General features: G+C 66.3%; 22 protein-coding genes and 3 pseudogenes. 10 read left to right on the top strand and 15 right to left on the bottom strand.

Annotated elements, in window-relative coordinates; all coding sequences use genetic code 11:
* Positions 1-1,189 (bottom strand): Ig-like domain-containing protein (locus BS38_RS27725; protein ID WP_231511359.1); only part of this gene is annotated, 1,189 nt, incomplete at its 3' end.
* Positions 1,187-3,067: pseudogene (locus BS38_RS25790) on the bottom strand (adenylyl cyclase); the annotation flags it as partial. The pseudogene BS38_RS25790 and the gene BS38_RS27725, both read right to left, overlap by 3 nt.
* A 353-nt stretch (positions 3,068-3,420) precedes the next feature.
* Between BS38_RS25790 and BS38_RS0120335 the strand changes: the two are divergent.
* The 4 genes and pseudogenes from BS38_RS0120335 to BS38_RS25785 form a co-directional block, all read left to right on the top strand.
* Positions 3,421-3,692 (top strand): annotated as a pseudogene (locus BS38_RS0120335) (DNA-processing protein DprA); the annotation flags it as partial.
* Positions 3,693-3,710: 18 nt separating this feature from the next.
* Complete coding sequence (locus BS38_RS27980) at positions 3,711-4,127, top strand: RCC1-like domain-containing protein (protein ID WP_156037196.1); 417 nt, start codon at positions 3,711-3,713, stop codon at positions 4,125-4,127.
* Between the two features lie 4 nt (positions 4,128-4,131).
* The gene (locus tag BS38_RS0120330) at positions 4,132-4,614 is read left to right on the top strand and encodes a hypothetical protein (RefSeq protein ID WP_028272443.1); all 483 of its coding nucleotides are present in this window, start codon (positions 4,132-4,134) and stop codon (positions 4,612-4,614) included.
* Positions 4,615-5,041: 427 nt separating this feature from the next.
* Positions 5,042-5,640, top strand: a pseudogene (locus BS38_RS25785) (recombinase family protein).
* Between the two features lie 116 nt (positions 5,641-5,756).
* Here BS38_RS25785 and BS38_RS0120320 read toward each other — a convergent pair.
* From BS38_RS0120320 to BS38_RS0120285, 8 genes are all read right to left on the bottom strand, one after another.
* The gene (locus BS38_RS0120320; RefSeq protein WP_013599688.1) at positions 5,757-5,960 is read right to left on the bottom strand and encodes a cold-shock protein; all 204 of its coding nucleotides are present in this window, start codon (positions 5,958-5,960) and stop codon (positions 5,757-5,759) included.
* Positions 5,961-6,104: 144 nt separating this feature from the next.
* Positions 6,105-7,019, bottom strand: a complete 915-nt coding sequence (locus BS38_RS0120315) for an alpha/beta fold hydrolase (RefSeq protein ID WP_043439415.1) — start codon at positions 7,017-7,019, stop codon at positions 6,105-6,107.
* A gap of 11 nt (positions 7,020-7,030) precedes the next feature.
* Positions 7,031-9,748 (bottom strand): PEP/pyruvate-binding domain-containing protein, encoded by a 2,718-nt coding sequence (locus tag BS38_RS0120310; protein ID WP_028272441.1) that lies wholly within the window; start codon positions 9,746-9,748, stop codon positions 7,031-7,033.
* Between the two features lie 9 nt (positions 9,749-9,757).
* On the bottom strand, positions 9,758-10,075 hold the full coding sequence (locus BS38_RS0120305) for a hypothetical protein (RefSeq protein ID WP_028272440.1): 318 nt from the start codon (positions 10,073-10,075) through the stop codon (positions 9,758-9,760).
* 93 nt (positions 10,076-10,168) lie between these two features.
* Positions 10,169-11,320: a GGDEF domain-containing protein gene (locus BS38_RS0120300; RefSeq protein ID WP_028272439.1), complete on the bottom strand. Its 1,152-nt coding sequence runs from the start codon at positions 11,318-11,320 to the stop codon at positions 10,169-10,171.
* A gap of 139 nt (positions 11,321-11,459) precedes the next feature.
* A complete protein-coding gene (locus BS38_RS0120295) occupies positions 11,460-12,515 on the bottom strand; it encodes a zinc-dependent alcohol dehydrogenase family protein (RefSeq protein ID WP_028272438.1) in 1,056 nt (351 codons plus the stop codon).
* Positions 12,516-12,597: 82 nt separating this feature from the next.
* Positions 12,598-13,224 carry a response regulator gene (locus BS38_RS0120290; RefSeq protein WP_028272437.1) on the bottom strand — a complete coding sequence of 209 codons (627 nt, stop codon included), beginning with the start codon at positions 13,222-13,224 and terminating at the stop codon, positions 12,598-12,600.
* Positions 13,221-14,381, bottom strand: coding sequence for a sensor histidine kinase (locus BS38_RS0120285; RefSeq protein WP_028272436.1), 1,161 nt, complete (start codon positions 14,379-14,381; stop codon positions 13,221-13,223). The genes BS38_RS0120290 and BS38_RS0120285 overlap by 4 nt, the downstream gene beginning before the upstream one ends.
* A gap of 239 nt (positions 14,382-14,620) precedes the next feature.
* Here BS38_RS0120285 and BS38_RS0120280 point away from each other — a divergent pair, with 239 nt between their 5' ends.
* Together BS38_RS0120280 and BS38_RS27720 are read left to right on the top strand one after the other, a co-directional pair.
* A complete protein-coding gene (locus tag BS38_RS0120280; RefSeq protein ID WP_028272435.1) occupies positions 14,621-15,196 on the top strand; it encodes a GlcG/HbpS family heme-binding protein in 576 nt (191 codons plus the stop codon).
* 82 nt (positions 15,197-15,278) lie between these two features.
* Positions 15,279-15,944, top strand: coding sequence for an ankyrin repeat domain-containing protein (locus BS38_RS27720; protein ID WP_442853355.1), 666 nt, complete (start codon positions 15,279-15,281; stop codon positions 15,942-15,944).
* A gap of 191 nt (positions 15,945-16,135) precedes the next feature.
* Here the strand turns inward: BS38_RS27720 and BS38_RS0120270 are convergent, their stop codons facing one another.
* From BS38_RS0120270 to BS38_RS0120260, 3 genes are read right to left on the bottom strand one after another with little or no spacing between them, the layout of a single operon-like run.
* Positions 16,136-17,320 carry an acetyl-CoA acetyltransferase gene (locus tag BS38_RS0120270; protein ID WP_028272433.1) on the bottom strand — a complete coding sequence of 395 codons (1,185 nt, stop codon included), beginning with the start codon at positions 17,318-17,320 and terminating at the stop codon, positions 16,136-16,138.
* Positions 17,317-18,003, bottom strand: a complete 687-nt coding sequence (locus tag BS38_RS0120265) for a CoA transferase subunit B (protein WP_028272432.1) — start codon at positions 18,001-18,003, stop codon at positions 17,317-17,319. The genes BS38_RS0120270 and BS38_RS0120265 overlap by 4 nt, the downstream gene beginning before the upstream one ends.
* Before the next feature lie 28 nt (positions 18,004-18,031).
* Positions 18,032-18,748: a CoA transferase subunit A gene (locus BS38_RS0120260; protein ID WP_028272431.1), complete on the bottom strand. Its 717-nt coding sequence runs from the start codon at positions 18,746-18,748 to the stop codon at positions 18,032-18,034.
* Positions 18,749-18,966: 218 nt separating this feature from the next.
* Here BS38_RS0120260 and BS38_RS0120255 point away from each other — a divergent pair, with 218 nt between their 5' ends.
* On the top strand, positions 18,967-19,752 hold the full coding sequence (locus BS38_RS0120255; protein ID WP_028272430.1) for an IclR family transcriptional regulator: 786 nt from the start codon (positions 18,967-18,969) through the stop codon (positions 19,750-19,752).
* A 289-nt stretch (positions 19,753-20,041) separates the two neighbouring features.
* Complete coding sequence (locus BS38_RS0120250) at positions 20,042-21,007, top strand: plastocyanin/azurin family copper-binding protein (RefSeq protein WP_028272429.1); 966 nt, start codon at positions 20,042-20,044, stop codon at positions 21,005-21,007.
* Positions 21,008-21,056: 49 nt separating this feature from the next.
* Here BS38_RS0120250 and nadE read toward each other — a convergent pair whose 3' ends face one another.
* Both nadE and BS38_RS25780 read right to left on the bottom strand, forming a co-directional pair.
* Positions 21,057-21,878 (bottom strand): ammonia-dependent NAD(+) synthetase, encoded by an 822-nt coding sequence (gene nadE, locus BS38_RS0120245; protein ID WP_028272428.1) that lies wholly within the window; start codon positions 21,876-21,878, stop codon positions 21,057-21,059.
* Between the two features lie 106 nt (positions 21,879-21,984).
* Positions 21,985-23,049 (bottom strand): LacI family DNA-binding transcriptional regulator, encoded by a 1,065-nt coding sequence (locus BS38_RS25780; protein ID WP_231511355.1) that lies wholly within the window; start codon positions 23,047-23,049, stop codon positions 21,985-21,987.
* Between the two features lie 239 nt (positions 23,050-23,288).
* Here BS38_RS25780 and BS38_RS0120235 point away from each other — a divergent pair, with 239 nt between their 5' ends.
* Together BS38_RS0120235 and BS38_RS0120230 are read left to right on the top strand one after the other, a co-directional pair.
* Positions 23,289-24,137, top strand: a complete 849-nt coding sequence (locus tag BS38_RS0120235; protein WP_028272427.1) for a sugar phosphate isomerase/epimerase family protein — start codon at positions 23,289-23,291, stop codon at positions 24,135-24,137.
* A complete protein-coding gene (locus BS38_RS0120230; protein WP_028272426.1) occupies positions 24,134-25,144 on the top strand; it encodes a Gfo/Idh/MocA family protein in 1,011 nt (336 codons plus the stop codon). Before BS38_RS0120235 ends, BS38_RS0120230 begins: the two co-directional genes overlap by 4 nt.
* Positions 25,145-25,174 lie beyond the last annotated feature (30 nt).

Genomic DNA, 25,174 nt, shown 5'->3' with positions numbered 1-25,174 from the left:
TCAGGTCGTCGAAGTAGTAGGTACGGTCTGACGGCATGGGTGCGTAGCCGCCGGCGCCGACGAAGTAGTCGAAGAAGACACTCACCTTGTTGTAGGTGATGGTCAGGTTCAGATTCTGGGTTGGCTTGGTTAGGTCGTAGGTCGTGGGGCCGTCCGGGATGTAGTGCGTGGACGTGTCGCCGAAGTCGAATGTGAGGGTCTCCCATGCGCCGGATGTCGTGGTGAAGGCATCCGTTTCGACGTTCTGTCCGGGGTTACCGGCGTTCTCGGCCTTCATCCGGACCCGCACGCCTGCAGCAGGGCTGTAAACGCGCATCGTCATTTTGGTCTGGGTGGCTGTGAACGGGATCGTGTCGACGGAGAGGTTGGCGCCGGTGGACACGGTGGTGCCCGCGGTCGCCGACGCCGTGACTGACTTGGACACGGTGCCGACCTTGTTCGTGCCACCGGCCGGGTCGGCCACGACTGCGCCACCGTTGTTACCGAAGTCGGTGAGCGTGTACGTTTTCGCGGGGTCATCGAACGTGAGCGACCATGCCGGGGGCGGAGGCGGCGTCGAGGTCGTGTTGAACGCCTGCTGCGCGGTGGCAGCGGCGGCGTTCGCGTTTCCGGCCAGATCGGTGAACGTCCCGGCAGCCACGCTGACCCCGACGGTTCCCGTCGAGTTGGCCGGAGGCGAAACCACCAGGGTCGCGTGAGTGGCATCGGCGCGGACAAACGCACCCGCGGTGCCACCGGTGACCACGACGTCATCAGCGGTGAAGCTGGTGCCGACGTCCCTGTTGAACGCGAACGCGAACGTCACATCACCGGTCGCGGATGCGGTCGGAACGTTGTCCGTGATGGCGAGCGTCAGCGGCGTGGTGGTGTTGAACCCCTGCTGGGCGCTGGCGGCAGCGGTGTTGGCTGTGCCGGGCAGGTCGGTGAACGTGGACTCGGCCATGCTCACGTCGATGTTTCCGCTCGAGTTCTCAGCGGGCGGAACAACCAGGGTGGCCGTCTTGGCGTCAACGCGGGTGAAGGAACCCCGCGACCCACCCTTGACGACGATGTCGTCGGCGGTGAAGCTGCAGACATCCTCGCTGAAGGTGAACGTGAACGTGACCTTGCCGGTCGCCGTGTCGCCATCGACGTTGTCGGTAATGGCGACTGTGGGCGGCGTGGTGTCGTCAGAGGGATAGAGGACCACGCAGCTGGGTTGTCCGACCCCGGCCTGGTTCACCGCCAAACCCTTGTCGTTGATGACGTGGTCCAGGGTTCCGGCGCCGAGCTGGACGCTCAGCAGGTTGTGTAGCTTCACCCCCGGCTTGCGGGGCACCTCGAAACCGACCGAGGCGTGGATGGTGGGATCGACGTTGTTGAAGACGTAGCTGCCACCGCCCCACAACTCGTTCGTGGTGACAGTGTCGGCAACCTTGTAACCGGCCCAACCCAGGACGCCATCGTGCTGCCAGGCTGCCTGGTTGGGGGCGTCATAGGGCAGTTCGTTCTGGAAGAAGACGGTCCTGCCGTTCTCCCCGTTCCAGATGACGTTGTATTGCTGGTAGTGCTCGACGAAGAGTCCGGTGGCGGTGACGTTGTCGCCGTTGATGATGACACCGTTCTGTCCGGTGCTGATGTCCCAGCCGAAACTGCCGGGCTTGCCGTGGTCGGCACGCCAGGCCCAGATGTTATCGAGGATGGTGTTGTCGGTGTTGACCTCCAGGCTGACGGTGGCCTTTCCTACGTGCGGGCCACCGATCCTGAAGAACACGTCCTGCAGCGCCGTCGGGTTGGCCGGGCTGGACGTCCCGCGATGGCCGGCCTTGGTGCCGACCTGGAGCAGCACCGGCGAGTTCTTTGTTCCCGCATCGATCGTGATGCCGGCGATGTCGATGCCCTGGACGTCGGCGGTGCTCATTACCACTGCACCGTCCACGGCGGTCAAAGTGGCCAGGCCCATGCCGAGCACCACGGTGTCAGCAGCCTTGACTGCGATCGTCTTGTCGACGTCGTACGCCCCGGGTGTGAACAACAAGTTCAGGCCCTTGGCGAGCTTGCTGTTGATGGCCGATGCCGAATCATTGGGTTTGGCGATGAAGAACTTCGACAACGGGATCGAGCGCCCGGGCGTCGGTCCGTTCTCCCAGGTGGTTCCCGAGTAGTTGGTCCTCGGCGCGGGCACGAAGACCTGCCATGCGCCTGCGGAATCCACGTAGAGGTAGGGCTTCTCCCGGCTCGCCGGGTTCTTGGCGAGGGTGGTGTACGGGGGCTCCGGGTAGGACTCTGCCGGTGCGCCTTTAACCCCGGCGAACACCTGGTTCCACACGCCGTTCGACCAGGCACCAATGCTGCTGTCCCGCACCAGATACTGCTGCTGAGAGCCGTTGACGATATCGCCCGTCTTGGAATCAGCGATGAAGCCACCGCTGGCGAACTGCGGCCCGTCGGTGCAGAAGTCCATCAACGAGAGTTTGCCGCCGGTGATGTTGACGCGCCGAATCGGCGAGGCCTGCGACGCAGCCCAGAAATTGGTTCCCGCCCGGCAGCCATCCAGACCCGTGACGTTGATCGTGAGGTTGGAAACCGAGCGCCAGAAACTGTCCAGCGCAAAACAGCCCGTTGCGGGCCTGCACCGGTTGTACACGTCGACGTGGCCATTGATAGTGACATCCGTCGGCGAGAGGCCCAGGCCCGCCACCTCGGTGTAATAGCCGACCTGAATGATGAGAGGTTTCTCGGCGCTGCCGTAGACGCCTGGCTTGAACAGGAGAGAGTATCGGTTCGTTCCCATTTCATCATTGACCTGTGTGGCCGTGATGGCGTCGACCGAGGCCTGGATATCGGCCACCGGCATACTGGGGTCGAAGATCCGGACGTTCGGGCCGAAGTCCGGGGTCGTGGCCACGGGTGCTGGTTTGACGGGGGCTGCAAGGGCAGCGGCGGGGGCCACCACGCCTGTCCCGGCCGTGAGTACGCCCAGCAGGACGGCAACGGCTCCCGCGATCAGGCGCCCGCGAAATATCGCAGGTTTGCGGCGTTGGGATATGGGGGGCGGTGGGCGGTGCTGGAGGTGGGCTAGCGGCATTGCTGGACCTGTTCTCTGGTTTACGGACTCCACGCCGGCTGCAACGGCTTCACCGTCATGTCTTGTGGGCAGGACGAACAGTGCAGGCAAACGGGTAGCCCGCTGTGCTGGCATAGGGTGCTATGCCGGAGCAGGGGGCATCCGGGTGGGGGTGGATGGGGTGGTTAAACGGAGAGAGACCTTGCCATTAGGACAGCCGTGGGAGCGCTCCCGTCCGGGGAAGCGTAACACCGCCTCTGCGGTCGGACAAGAGGGAAGCTGGCAATAACAGCACTACAGGTCCCCACGCGGATTTCTCCAGGGCGCCCTCGACTAGGAAGCGCTCTCCGGTCCGTGGGTGTCGTTGTGGGCGTCTGAGCCGCAGTGTGGCCAACGGTCTGACGCTCTCCGAACTGCCGCCGGAACCGCTCCGACCCGGCACAGGTTCACCTGCGGGGTGGAAGCCCGCTGGCGTTCCCGTGCACTGAACACCACGCACCACGCCGAAACCCTCGCCCGGAACGTCGCCGCCGTCCCGGGCAGCGTCCACAGCGCCAACTCGGCAGGATGCCACCGGCTCCTCAAAGACGGCGGCGCGGTACTGGTGACCGACGCAGCCGAACTCACAGAACTGCTCGCCAGCTAAACCCGGGAGCGGTGGCCGGTGCCTTGCGCGGGCCGGTCACCGCTGGCGGTCCGCCGTAGGGGCCGGTTGTACCGGGCCCCTCGGGCAGTCGCCATTTCAGGAGTTCTCGCCGGAAAAACAGTCACTCATATTGCCCAAGGCGATACTCACACATGCGTACTCGCGGACGGGCAACCATACTGCTGGGGTGACAATACTGACGGCCAGCTAGGAACCGGATCAACTCCAGGCACCATTTCATGGGCACCGGTATCTGTCGCGACCGCAGGTGCAGCACCATCGTCGCCTACGCACCCTGATTCTCTGCATCCAACCCGACGGGAGGTTCACATTGAAAGTTGCCAGTATGGCCTGGTCGTTGCGCTCTATGGGAGCCCCAGTGTCGGCTCCCTCGGGGGTTTTCCTTCCGCGCCTGCCGCAAGAAAGTTAGAGTGACGAAATGAAGGCCGCACGGGGATTTTATGTTGCAACGCAGACGATCAACGTCATCGTGGCCATGGTAGGTGTAGCCGGGATCATTGTGACCATCATCAACTTTCTTGAATTTCTTGAGAGCGTTCCGATCCCGGGCCTTCTGCCGGGAGCATCCGGGCCGGGAAACTTCTTCGCGGTCATGGGAGGCTTGGGAATGGCACTCTTGGCGGTTGTTGCTTTCCTAACCTTGCGTCGCGGTCATCGGTGGGCATGCTGGCTCAGCATTCCGATGTGGTTGGTTATATGGGTGATGGCGTATGTCTTGCAGTTCTTTTTCACCCAGTTGATTCCCGGTTTTAAGGGCAAGTACGGGATGCCGGTGGTCTTCGTCGTCGCAGGCATCTGCCTAGTCGGGGTCGGTATCGCGGCACGGACGTTCTTCCTGATGCCTGCACTGGAAAGGAAACAGCTAGGCGAAAAGAACGTCGTTCCCAGTCGCGAACTCTAGAACAGAAATTATCGGCTCCTGTGAGGGTAGTTCTGTGGCTCCGACTCTCCGGAACGTCAACGCCGAAAATGATCGCCTCGGGCGCTTCGCTAGAGCGCTCCATCTGATCCGTGTCTCTCTTGGCTGAACTGAGGGGGACCATGCGGCAGGTTCGTGCGTTCGACCCTGCGAGAGCGTCTATCCTGCATAGTGATTCCTGCCGCGAGAACACTGTGGCGGGTGAACGGCACCGGATAGTTTGAGTTGGTGTTGCGGCCCGTGTAGATGTGCAGACGACTTCGGACATTCAGTGCAGGCGACTTCGGAAAATGACACCAGCACAAACGCAGTCCCGCGGAGAGCCGCCACCGTAAGACCCGTCCGATGGAGTGCCCGGTGACGGTGGCATATCTGGTCCGCCCAAAAGTCGCGTGGCACACTGTTGCGCATGACCGCTTTGCTGGTCGGCTACGCGCGGGTGTCCACGGAGCAGCAGGACCTCACGGCGCAGCGCGACGCATTGTCAGCTATGGGGATCACCCCGGCCCGGATCTACGTTGATCACGGGCTGACGGGCACTGACCGGAACCGCCCGGGCCTCCGGGAAGCGATGGCGGCCTGCCGGGACGGGACACGTTTGTGGTCACAAAGCTGGACCGCCTGGCCAGGTCCGTTCGGGATGCCCACGAAATCGTCGACGAGCTCGCCCAGCGGAATGTGAAACTCAGCATCGGCGGATCGGTGCACGATCCGACCGACCCGGTGGGAAAGCTGCTGTTCAACGTCTTGGCCATGGTGGCTGAATTCGAGAGCGACCTGATTCGTGCCCGCACCCGCGAGGGCATGAAGATCGCGAAAGCCAAAGGCCGCCTGCGCGGCAAGAAACCCAAGCTGTCTCCGGCGCAGGAAGCCCACTTAGTGAAGCTGCACGACGCCGGCGAGCACACCACGGGCGAACTCGCGGAGCTCTTTTCCGTGGCCAGGTCCACGGTGTACCGGGCAGTCCAACGCGCCGGGCACAAGACGGGGCCAACTGCTAAGCGTTGACCGTGGTGAGCCGCGGGATCGCCAACGCAACAGCCCCTTCGAACCTGATGGTTCGGAGGGGCTGTTGGTGGTGCAGGGGCGGCCCGGCTGGGCGCCGGTGCCGTTACCCTAAGCCTTTAGAGAGGGCGGATGTTCTCTGCCTGCGGGCCCTTCGGACCCTGGGTCACATCGAATTCGACCTTCTGGTTCTCGTCCAGTGAACGGTAACCGCTGCTAGCGATCGCCGAGTAGTGGGCGAAAACGTCAGCTGATCCGTCATCGGGGGCAATGAAGCCAAAACCCTTTTCGGCGTTGAACCATTTAACTGTGCCTGTTGCCATGGCTGCATTCCTTTATGTGACTCTGATTTTCTCTGCAGACACGGATGCCCGCAGAGCGGAGAACGTCCCCCGCTGTCCCCAACGTACGGGGCTGACGCATAACGTGCAAGGGTATAAGTGCCCTTGCGACACTTTGTGTCTCTCTCAGTTGTCCGCGGCATACATGGCAAGCAGGTCCCGGCCGAACTGGTGCGGCGACGTTTCGGACGGGCTATGGCCTCCGCCGTAGACCGAAATCCGGGCACCTATCGACTGCGCGAACTGGCGGTGCAGCCGTAGCGGCCAAAGATCGTGCTGTCCCACAGCCACGAATTTCGGCACCTTGGCGGCGGCGATGGCCCGCCGGAGGTCCGGCACATGTTTCATCAGTTCGTAGATGTCCCGGACTGATTGCCGGCGCGTAAACCGGAACCGGTCCCGGACAAACCGGAGCCGGTTGGGGGAGACCTTGTTGACGTTGCGACGGATGGCCCAGATCATCACCGCGGCCCCCACCCGGCCGTTGGCCCAGCCGGTGAACCTCCCGATCCTCCTGACTCCGCGGAAACACTGCCCCGTCAAGGGCGGGCAGCTGAGGAGCGTGAGGCTGCGGAACAGTTCCGGGCGCTGTGAGTAGGCGATCTGCGCCAGGATCGCGGCAAAGGAGTAGCCCACCACATGCGACGGACCTTCGCCCGACTCAAGAACAGCGATGAAGTCGTTCACGAAGAGCTCATAGTCATAATGCCGTCGGGGCGGGACGAGGTTCTCCGGACCGGCGCCTGCCGATTCATACTGGCCCGCCAGATCGTAACTCAGCACGTAAAAGCCGGCCTCGGCGAGCTCGGGCATCATCACGGCGAAGTCCTCCTTGGAACCGGTGGCCCCGGGAACCAGCACCACCCGCGGGTTCTGCGGCTTTCCCATGGTGACCACCGCCAAGCCTCCGCTTGGTGCTGCAAACCGGCTACTCGTCGAGCCCTCGGGAAGGACGGCCCAGTCCCAGTCGCGGATCTCCGCGTCCCTTTGCGTCGCGTTGTCCGCAACCCCACCGGCGGAACGGGGTTCCTCCTGCGCCATGGAAAAGAGCCTCACCACGTTACGGTTCCGGCCGCACCGTCCACCGTGACGGTCTGTCCGTCGCGCAACCGAACGGTGGCATCAGCCACACCCACGACGGCGGGGATGCCGTACTCACGGGCCACCACCGCCCCGTGAGAGATGACACCGCCCATCTCCATCACCAGGGCACCCGCCGTCATAAACAACGGCGTCCAGCCGGGATCAGTGGACGGGGCCACCAGGATCTCCCCGGGTTCCAGGTGCGCCCCGATAGGATCCATGACCACCCGGACCTTCCCGGAGGCGGTGCCTGCGGACGCGGGCGTCCCTGACAGCCGGTCCGGTGCCGCAGTCTGGGGCAATCCTGAGGCCGCGGCCATCATGGCTGCCTCGACGTCGGTGCCGTCCGAGAGCAGGAGGCGCGGAACGCGCCGCCGCCGCAATTCGACGTCGTACAGCCGACGGCGGCCGGCGACAATTCCTTTCAGGTCCGCCCCGCGCAGGCCCACCCGCAGTTCATCGAAGTCCAGGAAGAACACGTCGCCGGCGGCCGCGACGGTGCCGTTCCCCGCCAGCTCGGCGCCCACGGCCATGAGCTGCCGGTGCATCTCCGCGAGCACCATCACGATGTAGAACTTGGGCAATTCACGCAGCCCGGACAGCTGGCGTGCCCGGCGCAGGCACAGCGCCACGAGTCTTCCGCGCAGCCGGCTATTCTCCCCGGCCCGGTCCACCAGCTCGCTGATCCGCGCCTCCGCATGATCGGCGGCCCTGGCAAACTGGCGGTCGGGCGCCTGTTCGGGATCCTCCACCCGGAGGTAGTTCGAGATCATTCCCAGGAGATGGTCGGGTTCCTCGGCCCACCTCGGCATCCCCAGGTCGATCTCCGCCACGGCCCGGTGGCCGTACTTGGACAGGAACTTCCGCAGCCCGGCCTGGGCAGCGGCAGGGAGCGTGCCTGCCCGATACAGCGCGGCCAGCTCACCGGGCTTCAGCTCCGAGAACACCCGCCGCGCGTCCGGGTCCCGGCCCAGGGACACCGCCAGGTGCCACAATTCCAGGTCCATAATGGTGGTCACGTTGTGGGGAAGCCCCCGAAGGACCGCCTCAAGTTCGCGAGGCTGGGCAATCCCGCGGAGCAGCCTGCGGGCCGCGGCCAGCATCAGGTACCCCACGGACGGCCCCGGCAGGGTGGCCTGGATCAACCCGTTGATGACACCGGTTCCCAGGACATTCTCCGCGTGCTTCAGCCGCCTCGCCGCAGAGGCCGGGAGGCGGAGCTTCAGCCTGGCTTCGAGGCGGTCCTGGAAACGGCGGGCCCTGCGCAGTTCCCCGTCCGGCCACAGCAGAGCACGGATCATGGCCGGAATGAGCCCTATCATCAGGCCCAGGCTCTGGGTTCCCTCGCTGCCCTTCGCCTCGGTCCTGCCGGCGCCCTGAGTGACCTTCCGGTCCGATTTCTTGCGGGGACGCCGGACAACGGCAAACCTCGGGTCCTCCAGCAGCGACGGGAAGACGGCAGCCGACCTTCCGTCCGCGAGCGGCAGCATCCTCACCAGTGCCTTACGGCCGGATTTGCTGCGGATGATCGGTGTCAGCTCGATGTACATCCGCAATCCCGGGTTCACGTATTTCCAAGGCCCCTTGTTGCCCCTCATGAGGCCCAGGACCGAGAGCCCCATCGGTGTGATGGGGCGGGTGAGTCCCTGGAGCAGCGTGCCGCACAGGTAAACCCGCGTATCCGAGCCAGCCGTTTGCTCCGTCCCGGCTTGTCCGCCGAACGGGTCGTCGTCCGGCAGCGGATACAGCGTGGTGATGGGCCGCGACTGGGTCAGCCAGGCCTTACCCCCGGCGTCGATCACCCACTCCACGTCCTGGGGCGCGCCAAACAGCCGTTGGGCGGCGTCGCCGAGGGAGGTCAGTTCGCGCAGCTGGTCCTTGGCCAGGCTTAGCGCCGTGCCGTCCGGCGGCTGCAGGATCCGGCCCGACGCGGTCTCCACTACGAAATGGTCGGGATTTACGGCGCCGGACACCACCGCCTGTCCCGGCCCCGGAGCGGCGTCAATGACGGTCTCGGTCCGCGTGCCGGTCACCGGGTTGGCGGTGAACAGCACGCCGGCCATGCCGGCGTCGACCATTTGTTGAACGACGACGGCGAGGCCCACCTCGCGGTGGCTGATCCCGTTCGAGGTGCGGTAGGCCACCGCACGGTCTGTCCATAGGGAGGCCCAGCAGCGGCGGACCGCCTCGACGACGGCATCGGCGCCAACGACGTCCATGAAGGAGTCCTGCTGCCCCGCAAAACTTGCGAACGGCAGATCCTCGGCGGTGGCCGAAGACCGCACCGCCACCGGCGCATTGCCCATCGTCCTGTAGGCTCCGCGGACTGCGGCCTCGACGTCGGGCGGCACCGGTGCTGCCACCACCGCCTCCCGGGCACGCCGCGCCAGTTCATCACGCTCCCCGCCCGACAGCCCGGGTGCCCCGTCCAGTACGGCCCCGTCCAGTACGGCCCCGTCCAGGCGGGCCGCAATGGCGTCCAGTTCCGCCGTCGCAGCCATCCGGTAACCCGCCGTCGTCAGGCAGAAACCAGGCGGAACCGGAAAGCCGGCAGCCACGAGTTTTCCGAGGTTCAGCGCTTTGCCGCCCACCAGTGCCAGCGACCCCGAGGCCAGCTGAGCGAGCTCAACAACGAGGCTGCCCCCGCCGGCGGTGTCCGGCCCCGGACCACGGCCTACCGAAACCATGTCCTGCTCCTAGCCGTTGTCCGCGCCCTCTCCGGTGTCCTCCCACATGACGTCCAGGTTGTGGAAGATCACGGGGCCGTCGCACAGGGCGGCCATTTTTGCAGCGAACTCCGATGTCTCAGGGCGTCCGGAGTTCTCCATCGCCGAGTCAAAGGAATCGAAGTCCACGATGGTGAAGTAGGTCCCTGGATGGTCCCGGTCCGCTGCGGCAACAATGCGGCGGAACGTGGGCGTGGTGCTGCCCTCCGTTCTCGACGGACGGCCCAGCTCTTCGATTTCCTTGATGCGGGACGTCTGGAATTGGATGATCTGCACAAACCCGGCCATGACGGCTCCTTGACGGCGTTGGATGCTGATGCGGATCAGGCTAGACCCCGCGGCGGGGCGCGCAAAGGGGAGAAGTGCCCTACTTTGTCCGGGCTACGGCGTGGGGATTCCCCGGACCGTGCGGTTGCGGCCCTGGGATTTGGCCTTGTACAGGGCGGCATCCGCCGTAGCGATCAGCTCGTCAAGGTCGGACGCCCCGTGACCGATGGGCGCGATGCCGTAACTGACCGTTGGCATCCGGGAACCGCCCGGGCCGCGTACTGCCTTCAAATGCCGGTTGATTTCCTGGGTGATGGCCTCTGCCCGGTCCGGGCTCACACCCGGAAGGAGGAAGATGAACTCCTCGCCGCCGTATCGTCCCACCAGGTCTGTTGAGCGGACCGTGCCGTTGCACGCGGCGGCGAAGGACTGCAGGGCCGTGTCTCCGGCAGCGTGGCCGTAGGTGTCGTTGACCGCCTTGAAATGGTCCAGGTCGGCCAGGATCAGCGAGCCCAACGCTCGGGTGTGCCGCAGCCGCTGCAGCTCGTCGGAGGCCAAATCCAGGAAGGCCGCGCGGTTGAGGAGCCCGGTGAGGCCGTCCTGGGTGGCGACGGCGCGAAGGGCGCGCGTCTGCTGTTCGCTGCTCAGGGCCGCCATACTGAAGGACACCACCACCAGCAGCACCATGGTGACCAGGGTGGTGACCGCCGAGCCGAAATAGGCAACGAAGATCCGGCCGTCCGGGCCTTCGCCGACGTACACGATCAGCCGGCAGAAGTAGTAGGCGGAGAAGAAAGCAGCGGCGATGGCCAGCGGGATCCGGACCCTGGAGTAGCCCGGTTCCAAGCGCCAGAGTTCGCGGGAGGCCAGGCCCAGCATCAGGCTCATCAGGGCGAGGAAGACGGCGCCTCCGGCCCAGATGTTTACCCCCGGATTTTCGAGGGCCGATGACACCGTCACCACCGCAGGGCCTGCGGCCAGCTGCCAGGAATGCGGCCGCGAAGCCCGCAACGACCTGGCACCTGCCCACACGCAGGCCGCCCCGGCCACAAGCAGGCAGTTCCCCAGCGGATTGGCCCACACCTGGTGCGCTGTTCCGTTGAAGAGGTAGGACGCGGAGCCCGCGAGGAAGAGCGTCAGGGCCACGCACCACCAAGCACTGTACGGGGAGCGCGTGCTGCGGTACGCGGCGAAGTAGAACAGGAGCGCCAACGTGAACGCGACAATGGCGAAGGCAACCCTGAGGGTTAAAGTGTCGAGTTGCATTCAGTTCCCCCGGCTCGCAACGAAGCGAGGTCCCGGACTGCACGCGGCCCGGGACACTACGCACACTTAGTATCGCATTCGGCGGCCCTGGCGGGATGCCGATATCGCGCCTGTTAACTGCGTGCGGGCCGCGGCCGGATCAGGGAGTCAGCAGCACCTTGATGGCGCGCCGTTCATCCATCGCCTTGTACGCTTCCGGCGCTTCCTCCAGCGGCATCACGGAGTCAAAAACGCGGCCGGGGTTGATGGCTCCGGACAGCACATCCGCCAGCAGTTCGGGGATGTACGTTCGCGCGGGAGCCATGCCGCCGGCGATGGAGACGTTGGAGTCGAACAGGTAGCGCAGCGGGACCTCGCCCCCGCCGGTGGGGACGCCCACGAAGCCAAGGGCCCCGCCCGGCCGGACACAGTGCAGCGCCTGCTCCATGGATTCCTTGGTGCCCACGCATTCCAGCACGGAATCGGCCAGCACTCCGCCCAGCAACTCGCGGACCTTGGCCACGCCGTCGTCGCCCCGTTCCTCCACGATGTCCGTGGCCCCGAACTCGCGGGCCAGCGCCTGCCGGTCCGCGTGGCGGGACATGGCAATGATCCGCTCCGCCCCCAGCCGCTTGGCCGCGAGGACGCCGCAAAGCCCGACGGCGCCGTCGCCCACCACTACAACGGTGCGGCCCGGTGCGACCTTGGCCGCAAGCGCCGCGTGGTGGCCGGTGGCCATGACATCGGACAGCGTCAGCAGGTTGGCTGTGAGCGCAGCGTCCGGCTCGGTGACGCCCGGAACCTTGACCAAGGTGCTCTCGGCGCGCGGAACGCGGACGGCCTGGCCCTGGCCGCCGTCGATCTTGTGTCCGGTGTCATCCCGGCCGCCCCAGCCGGCCAGGTGGTCGCAGGCAACGGTGACGCCGTTGAGGCACTGCGGGCACTCGCCGCAGCTGACCACGAACGGCGCGATGACAAAGTCGCCCGCCGCCAGTTCGGTCACGTCTTCTCCAACGCTCTCCACCACGCCGACGAATTCGTGGCCGATGGCCGTCGGTTTCTTCGTGGGCCTGACACCGCGGTACGGCCACAGGTCGGAGCCGCACACACAGGACGCCGTCACCCTGACCACCACGTCGGTGGGCAGCTGGATGGTGGGGTAGTCCCGGTCTTCAACCCGGATGTCTCCGGGGCCGTGGATGATGGTGGCGCGCATGGGGGCTCCTTCGGTGGGGTGCTGGGCCAGATCCGAGTCTAAACCCGGCTGCCGGACCCGTGCAGGCTGCGGCAGGAATCCGCTACCGCATTCCCTCCCGCCGGATCGCCGTGGCAATTGCCGCGGCCCGGGTCTCCACGCCGAGTTTGGCATAGATGTGCGCCAGGTGGGTTTTCACGGTGGCCTCGGAGATGAACAGCCGCCGGCCGAGCTCACGGTTGCTGAGGCCTTCGATCAGCAGGCTCAGCAACTCCGCCTCGCGGGGTGTCAGGATCTCGTCCGGGTTCCGCAGCTGCTGGAAAAGCCGGGACGCCACGGGTGCGCTCATCACGCTCTTGCCCTGCACCGCCCCGCGGATGGCGGCGAAGATCTCCTCCGGCGCCGCGTCCTTGAGCAGGTAGCCCATGGCTCCCGCGTCCACGGCGCGGACAATGTCCGCATCCGAGTCGTAGGTGGTGAACACGAGCACGGCCTGCCTGGCGTTTTGCCGCCGCAGCTGTTTGATGGCCTCGATCCCGTCCATGCCCGGCCCCATCGCCAGGTCCATCACCACCACCGCCGGGCTGAGCTGCTCCGCGAGGGCCAGGGCGTCCTCGCCGGAAGCCGCCTCCGCCACCACGTCAATGTCCGGCTGCGTTCCCAGCAGCGCCTTGAGCCCGCTGCGGACCACCAGATGGTCGTCCACCAGCAGCACGGTGATGGGCTTCACTGTTCGTCACCCGTGGGCAGTTGCGCGGCCACGATCGTCCCTTCCCCGGGGCTGCTTTCCACCGAAAATACTCCGCCCAGCTGCTCCACCCGCTGGCGCATCGCCCGGAGGCCGTAGCCTCCGGCGTCCGACGGCGGTGCCAGCGACAGCGGGTCGAAGCCGGCGCCGTCGTCGTACACATCCAGCGTGACGGAGCCCGGCAGGTAGCCCAGCGTCACGGTGGTGTTCGCCGCCGTTGCATGCAGCTGCGTGTTCGCCGCGGCGCTCTGGACCACACGGATCAGCGCGTGCCGGACGTCGGCGGGGATGGGCCGTGGCTCACCGGTCACGAACAAGCGCATACCCGGTATGTACTGGGAAGCTGCCTGGCTCAGGGCGTCCGGCAGCGGTGCGGTGTCCAGGCCGGGGGTGGCGAGTTCGTGGACCAGGCTGCGGGTCTCCGCCAGGTTCCGGCGGAGCATCCCGCTGGCGCTGAGGACGTCGTCGCGCGCGGACTGGCTGGGCCACGACCGGTTCGCGGCTTCCAGCAGGAGGAGGCTGCTGGCCAGGCCCTGCGTCACGGTGTCGTGGATTTCCCGGGCCACGCGTTCGCGCTCCTCGATGGTGCCGGCCCTGCGCTCGCTGGCCGCCAGCCGGCCCTGGGCCAGCGACACCTCGTCGTGCAGCCTGCGCTGTTCGGCGGCGTCCTGCTCGATCCGGTCGTAGATGAGCGTGAGCATCACGCCCACGGCCAGGGGTCCCAGGAGCATGGCAACATCGCTGCCGCCGCTCAGCCGGAACAGTCCGACGGCGGTGGCCGCCGCCGTCGCGCCTCCCGCCAAGTACGCCACCCAGCCGGTGAAGGCGGTCCGGCACAGGAAGAACAGCGCAAACGAGCACCACGCGAAGCTGGGCGCCGCAATCACCAGCACCGCCCAAAACGCCACCAGGACGAACATCCACACCGCCCATGGCCGGCGCTTTTGCGAGAGCACGGCGATGACGGCATAGAGCGAACACACTGCGGCCGCGAGGGCCAGCACCCACAGGTTATCCGCGGGGCTGTGCCGCATCACGTACCGGACCGCCGACGCCACCAGGAGCACGGCAAAGCCAAGATGGACGACGGCGTCAATGCGGCCCAGCGGGGTCCGAGGGGCTGGCGGTAAGGAGGGCATGGGGGTCCGGTTCCGGTGGAGGAGTTCTCCTCACCATGCTAGGGCCCGCGCCGTTATTGGTCTCTCAGCCATTTGGCTGATACGCCCAGCCCGATGGGGGAGGCTGCGGCAGACCATTGCCCGATGCCGGCTGCGCCCCCGGCCGGGAGGATGGATTCGAGGCCCGGGAACGAACCCGGGCAGTGCCGCTGAGGTCGTTTGAGACGCAAGCCTCTGATGCCCCGATCCAAGGAGAACCCGTGAAGAAGTCCAACAAGATCGCCGCCGCTGCTGCTGCCGGAGCACTGCTCCTGACCGGAGGGCTGACGGCTGCGGCCAACGCCGTGCCGGCACCCGTGCCCGCCGCTGTGCCCGCCGTCGACGTCCAGCCGTCGCCCGAAACCGTGGTGGCGCAGAACCGGATCAGCGTGGGTGCCTCCGCGGACGCCGTCAAGGCCGCCCTCGCCAAGTGCCAGGCCGACAAGCTGCCGTTCGTCACGGTGGCCCTGGTGGACCGGTTCGGCACCGTCCAGGCACTCCTTCGCGGCGACAACGCGGCCGAGCACACCATTGAGGCCGCGCAGCAGAAGGCCTACACCGCCGCGGCCTTCGGCACGCCCACCAGCGAGCTCGCCAAGCGCATCAACGGCAACGGACCCAGCATCGCGGACCTCCCCGGCACCCTGTTCCTCGCCGGCGGCGTCCCGGTCAAGGTCAACGGCGTGTCCGTGGCCGGCATCGGCGTGGGCGGTGCCCCGGACGGTGCCCTGGACGAAGCCTGCGCCACGGCCGGCGCCGAGTCCATTGCCGCTGCGGCCGCCGGAACCGCGAAGTAGGCTCTGGTCCATGGGGCGGTTCAGGACGTGGCGAGTTGCATCGGGCCGGCGGCGACTGGCAGTGCTCGCCGCCGCCGGCGGCATGGCAGCTTTCCTTGCTGGCTGCCAGGCTGGTCCGGGACAGCCGGAGCGGCTGGACTCGCCGCCGTCGACCGTTCACGTCACTCCCGGGACGCCGACGGCGATTCCGTCGGCAGGGCAGACCACGGACGCCACGCCCATGGCAGAATCTCCGCCTGCGTTGCCCCCTGAGGCGCAGGCGGAACTGGACCAGCGGCTCATCCGGGCGGCCAAAGCCAACGACGCCGCTGCGGTGGCGGAGCTCATCCGGGCCGGCGGCAACGTCAATGCCAAGGACGCCATCCAGGACTCGGCGTTCCTCTATGCCGGGGCCGAGGGGTTCAACGAAGTGCTGCAGCTGACCCTGGCCGCAGGCGCGGACGTCCGGAGCACCAACCGCTTCGGCGGAACGGCTCTCATCCCCGCCAGCGAACACGGGCATGTGGACACCGTCCGGATCCTCATTGCCGCCGGCGTGCCCGTGAACCACGTGAACAACCTGGGCTGGACCGCCATGCAGGAAGCCATCCTGCTCAACAACGGCGGCCCCAGGCAACAGGACGTAGTGCGGCAGCTCCTCGACGCGGGCGCGGACCCCGGCATCCGGGACCCCCAGGGGCGGACTGCACTGGAGAACGCCGAGCGGCTGGGCTTCGTGGAGATCGTGGCCCTGATCCGGGGCCGCTAGCCCAACTGAGTAGCAGCAGGTGTCGTTTTGAGGGTTCAAAACGACACCTGCTGCTACTTACATGGGTGGGGTTAGACGGCCTAGCGCCGTCACGACCTTCTTTCGACGGCCACAAGGCCCGACACGCGAGTACATGCGCGTGTCGGGCATTGCCTGCGGACAAAAGAAGGTCATGGCGGGGCGGACTCCGGTTAGACGGCCTCGAGGACGCTGACGTAGTTGGCGATGCCCACTCCGCCCATGTTCTGCACGGCGGCGCGGCGGGGGCTGGCGAGCTGCATGTCGCCGGCGGTGCCGGTGAGCTGCATGGCGGCGATGACGTGCTGCGAGACGCCGGTGGCGCCGACCGGGTGGCCCTTGGCTTTGAGCCCGCCCGAGACGTTGATGGGCAGCTTGCCGTCCTTGAAGACCCAGCCTTCCTGCACGGCGCGCGAACCCTGGCCGGGTTCGGTCAGCCCCATCGCCTCGTACATGAGCAGTTCGGCGATGGTGAAGCAGTCGTGCACTTCGGCGAAGTCCAGGTCCTCAAGCCCGACGCCGGCCATCCCCAGCGCGCGCTGCCAGGACGCACGCGTCGCGGCGAAAGCGGTCGGGTCCCGGCGCTCGGCCGGGAAGAAGTCGTTCGCCTGGCCGAAGCCGGCGAGCCGCACCGGGGCGGTTGCCCCGCCGGTCGGTGAGACGGACAGCACGACGGCGGCGGCGCCGTCGGACACGGGGGAGCAGTCGGTGCGGCGCAGCGGGTCGGCCACCATCGGGTTCTTGTCCGAGACGGTGCGGCAGAACTCCTCGCCGAGGTCCTTGCGGAGCTGGGCATAAGGGTTGTCCACACCGTTGCGGTGGTTCTTGGCCGCGATGCTGCCCAGGACATCGGACACCGGTCCGTAGCGCTTCTCATAGTGCTTGGCCACCTCGGCGAACAGGCCGGTGAAGCCGGTGGTGGAGGCCTTGCCGGCCATGTCGTAGTCCGCGCCGAGGAGGGCCGCGCCCACGACGTCCGCTCCGGCGTGCGTCATCTTTTCGGCACCGATGACCAGCACGGTCTTCGCGGTGCCTGCCAGCAGCGACTTAGTGCCCTGCTGGAACGCGGCAGAGCCGGAAGCGCAGGCGTTCTCCACGCGGGTGGAGGGCACGTTGGCCAGCTGCTCCGAGACCTGCAGGGCCAGGGAGGACGGGAATGCCAGCGGCATCATGCCGGAGTTGAACTGGCCGAGGTAGATTTCGTCGATCTGACTCGGTTCGATCCCGGCGTTGCCGATCGCCTCGGTGGCCACCTGGACGATCAGGGACTCGAGGGTTTCGTCGGTCAGCTTGCCGAAGCGGCTGTGGCCCCAGCCGGTGAGCAGGACTTCCTTGCCGAACTGGTCTTTGAGGCTCATGCTGCGGCTCCTTCGTTTTCGAGCTGGACGTCGAAGGCGGCTTCCGTCTTCGCGCGGAGTTCCTCCACGGTGACGCCCGGGGCGAGCCGGGTCAGCGTGAGCTGCCGGCCGCCGTCGTTCGCTTCATCCGGGTCTGCCTTCACCAGGTCAAAGACCGCGAGGTCGCTGATGATCCGGTCCACGCAGCTCAGGCCGGTGAGGGGAAGGGTGCACTCCTTGACGATCTTGGCGGTGCCGTCCTTGGCGTTATGTTCGGTCAGCACCACAACGCGCGGTGTGCCGGCCACCAGGTCCATGGCGCCGCCCATGCCCTTGACCATCTTGCCCGGGATGGTCCAGTTGGCGAGGTCGCCTGCTCCGGAGACCTGCATGGCGCCCAGGATGGCAACCTTCACGTGGCCGCCGCGGATCATGCCGAAGGACGCGGCCGAGTCGAAGATGCTGCCGCCGGGGAGGACCGTGACGGTCTGCTTGCCGGCGTTGATGAGGTCGGCGTCCTCCTCGCCCTCATAGGGGAACGGGCCCATGCCGAGCAGGCCGTTCTCGCTCTGCAGGACCACGCGGACGCCGTCGGGCAGGTTGTTGGCCACCAGCGTGGGGATGCCGATGCCGAGGTTGACGTAGTCGCCGTCGTTCAGTTCTTCGGCCGCGATGGCAGCCATTTCATCCCTGGTCCAGGCCATGGGGTTCTCCTTAGATAGATTCAGGGGGTTATGCAAATGCGAGTTCGGTCCGCGGGCGTACCGTGCGCTGCTCGATGTCCTTGACCCGGCCGCTGGCCTGCACCAGGCGCTGGATGAACACGCCGGGGGTGACCACATGGTTCGGATCCAGCTGTCCGGGTTCCACGATCACCTCGGCTTCGGCCACCGTGATGGCACCGGCCGTGGCCACCACCGGGTTGAAGTTGCGGGCCGTGTAACGGTAAATCAGGTTGCCGTCAGTGTCCGCAGTGTGCGCGTGGACCAGCGCAACGTCGGCCAGGATGGCGCGCTCCTGGACATACGTTTCGCCGTCGAACTCTGCCAGCGGCTTGCCCTCGGCGACGAGGGTGCCAACACCGGTCTTGGTGTAGAAGGCCGGGATGCCGGCGCCGCCGGCGCGGAGGCGTTCGGCGAGGGTTCCCTGCGGCGTGAACTCGACTTCCAGTTTGCCGGCAAGGTACTGCTCGGCGAAGAGCTTGTTCTCGCCCACATAGGAGGCGATCACCTTGCGGACCTGGCCGGCCTCGATCAGCACGCCCAGGCCCTTGCCGTCCACGCCCATGTTGTTGGACACCACGGTCAGGTCTTTGACGCCGGAATCGCGGACGGCCTCGATCAGATCAGCCGGGATACCGCTGAGGCCGAAGCCTCCGACGGCGAGCGTCATGCCGTCCCGCAGCACGTCCTGCAGCGCGGCGGCCGGGCCGGATTTCACCTTTGACATTGCATCTCCTCATTGAGCGGGCGGGTCCGCCAGCGCGGGTCCCCTGCGAAGCCGGTAATCCACTTTGTGGACTGTTGTTCTGGAATGGGAGCGTACGGGGCGTTTCTCGGGGCTGTCAAGGCGCGAATTTGCCGGAATCTAGAGCATTTTTACAGTGTGGACGGTATGCTGTGATGTGTCCATATTGTGGATGATTTCGAGGGTTCAGGGGAGAATTTGTGACTTCGGTGCCGGTCCAGGGGGCCCAAGTGGTGAGCAGGGTGGCCACCCTGCTGAGGATAGTGGGCAGGCAGCCCGAAGGCAGTCCGCTCGTTGAAGTGGTTCGGGAATCGGGCCTTACCCGTCCCACCGTCCACCGGCTGCTGAGTTCGCTGGCGTCCGAGGGGCTGCTGGACCAGGACCCGCAGAGCGGCAACTGGGTGCTCGGGCCGGAGATCCTGCTAATGGGTTCCGTGGCCTCAGCCCGCTTTCCGCTGGAGGACATCGCCCGGCCCAGCCTGCGCCGGCTGGCCGAGGAAACCGGTGAAAGCGCCTTCTTCTCCATCCGCCGGGGAACCGAAACAGTATGCCTGCTCCGCGAGGAAGGCAGCTTTCCCGTGCGTTCGTTTGTGCTGCACGAGGGCGTCCGGTTCCCGCTGGGTGTGGCGTCCGCCGGCACCGCGATCATGGCGTTCCTGCCCGAGGCCGAACAGGAGGAACTGCTCGCCAACTGGGCCGCGCACGCCGGTCAGTTCGCTGCAGCGCACACCGAAGCCCTGGTCCGGGACAACCTGGCCCAGACCAGGCAGGCGGGCTATTCGGTCAATCCCGGGCTGGTGCTGGAGGGCAGCTGGGGCATGGGCGCAGCGGTTTTCGACCAGCGAGGGCGCCCCGCCTGGGCGTTGTCGCTGACCGGCATCGAGCCGCGGTTCCGCGGGGACCGGCAGGCAACCCTGGGCCGCCTCCTGATGGAAGAGGCGCACCGAATCTCCACCCTGCTGACGCGGTCACCGGGCGGCGCTTAAGGGTTTGCCGGAGTATCGACAAATTATTCTGGTCGGAGCACGATTGGAACTGTATCGGCAGTGTCCAACCGATCGGACCGGCGGCGACGCCGCTTGCGTCAACCGGTCCCTTCCCCCACCGGATGCATAGCGGTGATCCTGCTGAGGAGTAAGGGTGGCGCGCCGGATATATTGACTGCCTTCCCGCCTGAGCCTGGGTAGGCGCGGTGGCAGGAGAACGCCGGAACCGTATCACCGGTTTCCCGGCACCTACGAGAACACAGGGAAACACACCGAAGGAATGAGTCTTATGGCTCTCCACAAAGAAAGCCGCCAGATCCCGCGCCTTATCCGCGTGCTCGTGGCGGCGCTGATCTCGCTGCTGATGCCGGTTGCACTCAGCGGCACTGCCGTCGCGGACGGCGGAAAATCACCCAGGACCTGGACTGTGCAGGTCGGTTCCGAGTCATCGGACCAGGCGATTCAGGGGATGTCCTTCCTCCCCGAAAACATCTACATTAACGCCGGGGACAAGATCACCTGGAAAGCGAACGCAGCAGAAATCCATACTGTGACGTTCCTTGCCGAAGGCCAGTCCCTGGAGTCCACGCAGCCGTTCAACCCGGAGAATCCCCAGTATGTTGAAGCCCAAGGCGGCAAGACTTACGACGGAAAGTCGTACTACAACTCGGGTGTCATGACGAACGTTTCGGACAGCGGCTTCAAGGAAGTGGGACGCTACACGCTGAAATTCCCGGACACGGGCGAGTTCATCTACTACTGCCTGGTCCATGGCATGGCCATGAAGGGGACCGTTCACGTTCGGGACGCGGGAACCGACTACCCCTACTCCCAGTCGCAGTACGACCGCCAGTCCAACAAACAGGAACGGAAGATCCTGCGGGACGGCTACGAGCAGTGGGACGCGGCGCGGGCCAAAGCCGATGACCATACCGTCATCGCAGGCACAGACAACGAGACGGCCATGCTCATGCGGTTCGTCCGGGCCCACATCGTAGTCCACGTTGGCGACGAAGTGACGTTTGTAAATGACGGCATGGGAGCTCCGCACACCGTCACCTTCGGCGAGGAGCCAGCCGACGAGTTCGCAGCCGTGGGCGACCCCGCTGACTTCACCGGCGGAGACCTCAGTTCCGGCCTGATGCTGCCGAAGAGCACCTTCACCGTGAAGTTCAACAAGGCCGGAGATTTCGATTACATCTGCGCCCTCCACGACTTCATGGGAATGAAGGGAACTGTGGAAGTCCGGGACTGACCGGAACCTGCGGACTCAGAGCCTGACCCCGGCGGCTGCCGGGGTCAGGCTATTTCCACCAGGTGTCGAAGATGGTGACCGGGACAGTGCGCTTGTGGCGGGTGCGGAGGTACTTCTGCTCGATCGATTCGGCCACGGACTCGGGGACCTCGCGGCCCTCGAGGTAGTCATCGATCTGGTCGTAGGTGATGCCGAGCTCGTCCTCGTCGGTGCGGCCGGGCTTGCCGTCCAGGAGATCGGCTGTGGGCACCTTCTCCCAGATCCGGGCGGGAGCGCCCAGCTCGGCGAGGAGTGCCCGGTTCTGGCGCTTGTTCAGCCCGAACAACGGCAGGATGTCCGCGCCGCCGTCGCCAAACTTGGTGAAGAATCCGGTGACGGATTCGGCGCCGTGGTCTGTGCCGATGACCAGGTAGTTGTGCTCGCCGGCGAGAGCGTACTGCGCGATCATGCGGGTGCGGGCCTTGGTGTTGCCCTTGTGGAAGTCGGAGATTCCGTTGCCCACGGTCTTCTCGAATTCGTCCTCGAAGCCGTCCACCGCAGCGGAGATGTTGAACGTCCACTCGGTCTTGGCCTTGATGAAGTCCAGGGCGGCCTGGGCGTCGTCCTCATCGTGCTGCACACCGTAGGGGAGACGGACCGCCACGAAATTGGCGTCCGTTCCTTCTGCCGCGAGCTCTTCGACAGCGAGCTGGGCAAGCCGGCCCGCGAGCGAGGAATCAAGGCCGCCGGAGATGCCCAGCACGAAGCCCTTGGTGTTCGTTGCCTTGAGGTAGTCCTTCAGGAACGTGACGCGTTTGCGCACCTCCCCGGCGGGGTCGATCCGGGGCTGGACGCCCATTTCTTCAATGATCCTGGCCTGGAGTTCGCGCATGTGATCCAGACTAGTCAGCAGTGTCAACCATGCTCAACTGTGTCCGCCTGAATCAGGCCCGGACTTACTGGGTGCCGAGCCCCGGTGGAGCATGCGGAGCCTACGGCTACCCGAGCCCCGGCGTAGCCGGTGTAGCCGGTGTAGCCACAGCCGCAGCCGGCGCCGGCCCGGTGGAGGCACGGACCGTAAGGTGGGTGGGCATCACGGACCGGCTGCGGGTGCCGCCGCCGGCCAGCGGGTTCAGCTGGGCCAGCAGCATGGACACCGCCACCCGGCCCGCCTGTTCGATCGGGGACGCCATGGTGGACAGCGGCGGATTGCAGAAGTCGGCGCCGAAGATGTCGTCGCAGCCCACAATGCTCATGTCCTCCGGAACCCGGATGCCGCGTTCGCGAAGGCGCTGGAGCATGCCGATGGCGATGAGGTCGTTGAACGCGATGCAGGCCGTCACTCCGCTGTGCACGGCGGCGTCCGCAGCGGCTGCGCCGGACTGCGTCTTGGGGGCGAAGGGTCCCAGCCGGCGCACTTCCACGCCGCGTTCCTCGGCAGCGACGGACAGGGCGGTCCAGCGGCGTTCGCTGGACTGCGAGGTGGGCGGCCCGGCCATGTAGGCGATGCGGGTGTGGCCCAGCGAGATGAGGTGGTCCAGGGCCTGGCTAGTAGCTGACGGGGTATCAATGAGGACGGCGGGGACGCCGGGGACGTCGCGGTTGATCGTAACCATCGGCATCTTCGCCGCAGCCGCGAGCAAGGCGTCGTCGCTCAGCCGGGAGGCGGCCACCACAATGCCGTCGGCACTCTTGCGCAGCTGCTCCATGGTGCTGGCCTCCACCTCGTCGGATTCCTCCGTATCCACCAGCAACTGGGTGTAGCCGGCCGCCTTGAGCTGGAGCTGGGTTCCCCGGATGAGGTCGAAGTAGAACGGGTTGGTGATGTCCGGGACCAGCACTCCCACCGCGCCGGTGCGGCCGGAGCTCAGTGCCTTGGCCTGGCTGTTGGGGATGTAGTTCAGCTGCGCTGCGGCCGCCTCGATCCGCTGCCGCGTCCTGATGTTGACGCGGTCCGGCGTGGAGAGGGCCCGGGACACAGTGGAGGCCGCCACGCCGCAGAGCGCGGCAATGTCGTGGATGGTGGGCGGACGGTCCACAGCTGCTGGTTGCGTCGTAGCCACGGCGCTCCTCTCTGAACGTGGTGGCCGGGCCGTGACGGCCGGGTCGGGTGGGCGGGCCTGTGACTGCCACCACAGAACCGTTCTGCAAAGAATGCCATAGATTGTCAAAGTTTGGCAACCGGTTGTCATTGATGACCAGGCTGGCTAAACTGGGCTGGACACCGTTTGTGAACTGCGTCACCGCACTGGAGCCTGAGCAAGCTGCCCGGCGCGGCGGCCGCGAACCCCAGGAGATCCGCGTGAGCGAAACAACAACCGCAGTCTGGCCCCTCTCAGGTTTCGGGGACGAGATAGATCCGGATCCCGCGGTGCAGGCGGCGGTCCTGCTGGCGCTGGGCGCCAGCCACATCGAGGTGCGCAGCGCCTGGGGCACCAACGTCTCCGAACTTGAAGCGCCGCAGGTCGCGGCCCTCAGGGGCATCCTTGATGAGAAGGGCCTCAAGGTCTCGGCAGTCGCCAGCCCCATCGGCAAAGTGGACGTGAGCCTGCCGGTGGAACACGAACTGGACCGGCTGCGCCAGGTCATTTCCGTGGCCAAGGGCCTGGACACCAAATACATCCGGATCTTCTCCTTCTACCGCGCCGAGGACCAGAGCGCCGAAGACATCCGCGACGACGTCATGGTCCGCATGGGTGCGCTGGCAGCGCTGGCTGCGGAGTCCGGCGTCGTACTCCTGCATGAAAACGAAAAGGGCATCTTCGGTGACACCCCCGAGCGGGTCCTGGACATCATGAAGGCCGTGGATTCCCCGGCGCTGCGCATCGCGTGGGACAACGCCAACTTTGTCCAGGTGGGCGTCAAGCCGTACACCGACGGCTATGCCATGCTGCGGCCGTACCTTGAGTACTTCCAGGTCAAGGACGCTCTGGCCGGCACCGGCGAAGTGGTTCCCTCCGGCGAGGGCGACGGCGAACTGGATGCCACCATCGCCGCCCTGAAGGCGGACGGCTTTACCGGCTTCGCCTCGCTGGAACCGCACCTGGCCAGCGCCCACGAGCTGGGCGGCTTCTCGGGCCCGGTGGCGTTCGGCATCGCGGCCCGGGCCTTCGCGGCGCTCGCTGCCAAGAACGGGGTTGAACTCTCTTGAGCACGACGGCGGCAGTCATCGGCTGCGGCGATGTTTCCGCCGTGCACTTTGAGGCGGTGGCAAAGCTCGACGGCGCCACGCTGGTTGCGGTCTGCGATCCGGATCCGCAGCGGCTGGCCGCCGCGGTGGCCGCCTACGGCGTCCCCGGCTTCGCCGACCACCTGAGCCTGATCGACGCCGTCCGGCCCGACGTGGTGCACATCTGCACCCCGCACGACCAGCATGCCTCGCTGGCGGCGGACTGCCTGGAACGCGGCGTCAATGTGATCGTGGAAAAGCCGCTGGCCCACACGCTGGCGGAAGGCCGGCGGCTGGTGGGGGCCGCCTCGGCGGGCACCGCAAAAATCGCGGTGTGCTTCCAGAACCGGTACAACGCGACGTCGCAGGCCATGCACTCGCTGCTCCGGTCCGGCGAGCTGGGCGCGGTGGTTGGGGCGTCCGCAACGGTCATGTGGCAGCGCTCCGCCGAGTACTACGAAAGCCGGCCGTGGCGCGGAACCTGGGCGGGTGGCGGCGGCGGGCTGATGATGAACCAGGCCATCCACACCGTTGACCTGCTCCAATGGCTGGTGGGCGACGTTGTCAGTGTCACCGGCAATGCCTCCACGCGCTTCCTCGGCGGCACCATCGAGGTGGAGGACACCGCGGAATTCGTGGCGGAACATGCCAACGGGGCCCGGAGTGCGTTCTATGCCACCCTGGCGAATGCGTACAACGCGCCCGTGACGCTGGATGTGGTCACTGAAAAAGCGGTCCTCAGCCTGCGCGGCGACCTCACGGTGACGCATGCGGACGGACGCGTGGACGTCATTCCGGAGCGCACCAGCGAATCCGGCGGCAGATCCTATTGGGGAGTCTCGCACGAGCTGCTGATTGACGACTTCTACGCTCGCCTGGACGACCCGGAGCCGTTCTGGATCAGTCCGGCGGAGGCCGAAAAGTCGCTGGGCATCATCAAGGATGTCTACCGGCAGAGCTACCCGGAGTCGGCCGACCACGTGTCTTGAAGCCATTGAAGCAACCGGTTGTCGGACATC

Origin of the sequence: Arthrobacter sp. UNC362MFTsu5.1 (assembly GCF_000685965.1) — a bacterium.
Classification (GTDB): domain Bacteria; phylum Actinomycetota; class Actinomycetes; order Actinomycetales; family Micrococcaceae; genus Arthrobacter.
This window is presented reverse-complemented; position numbering and strand designations above follow the sequence as displayed.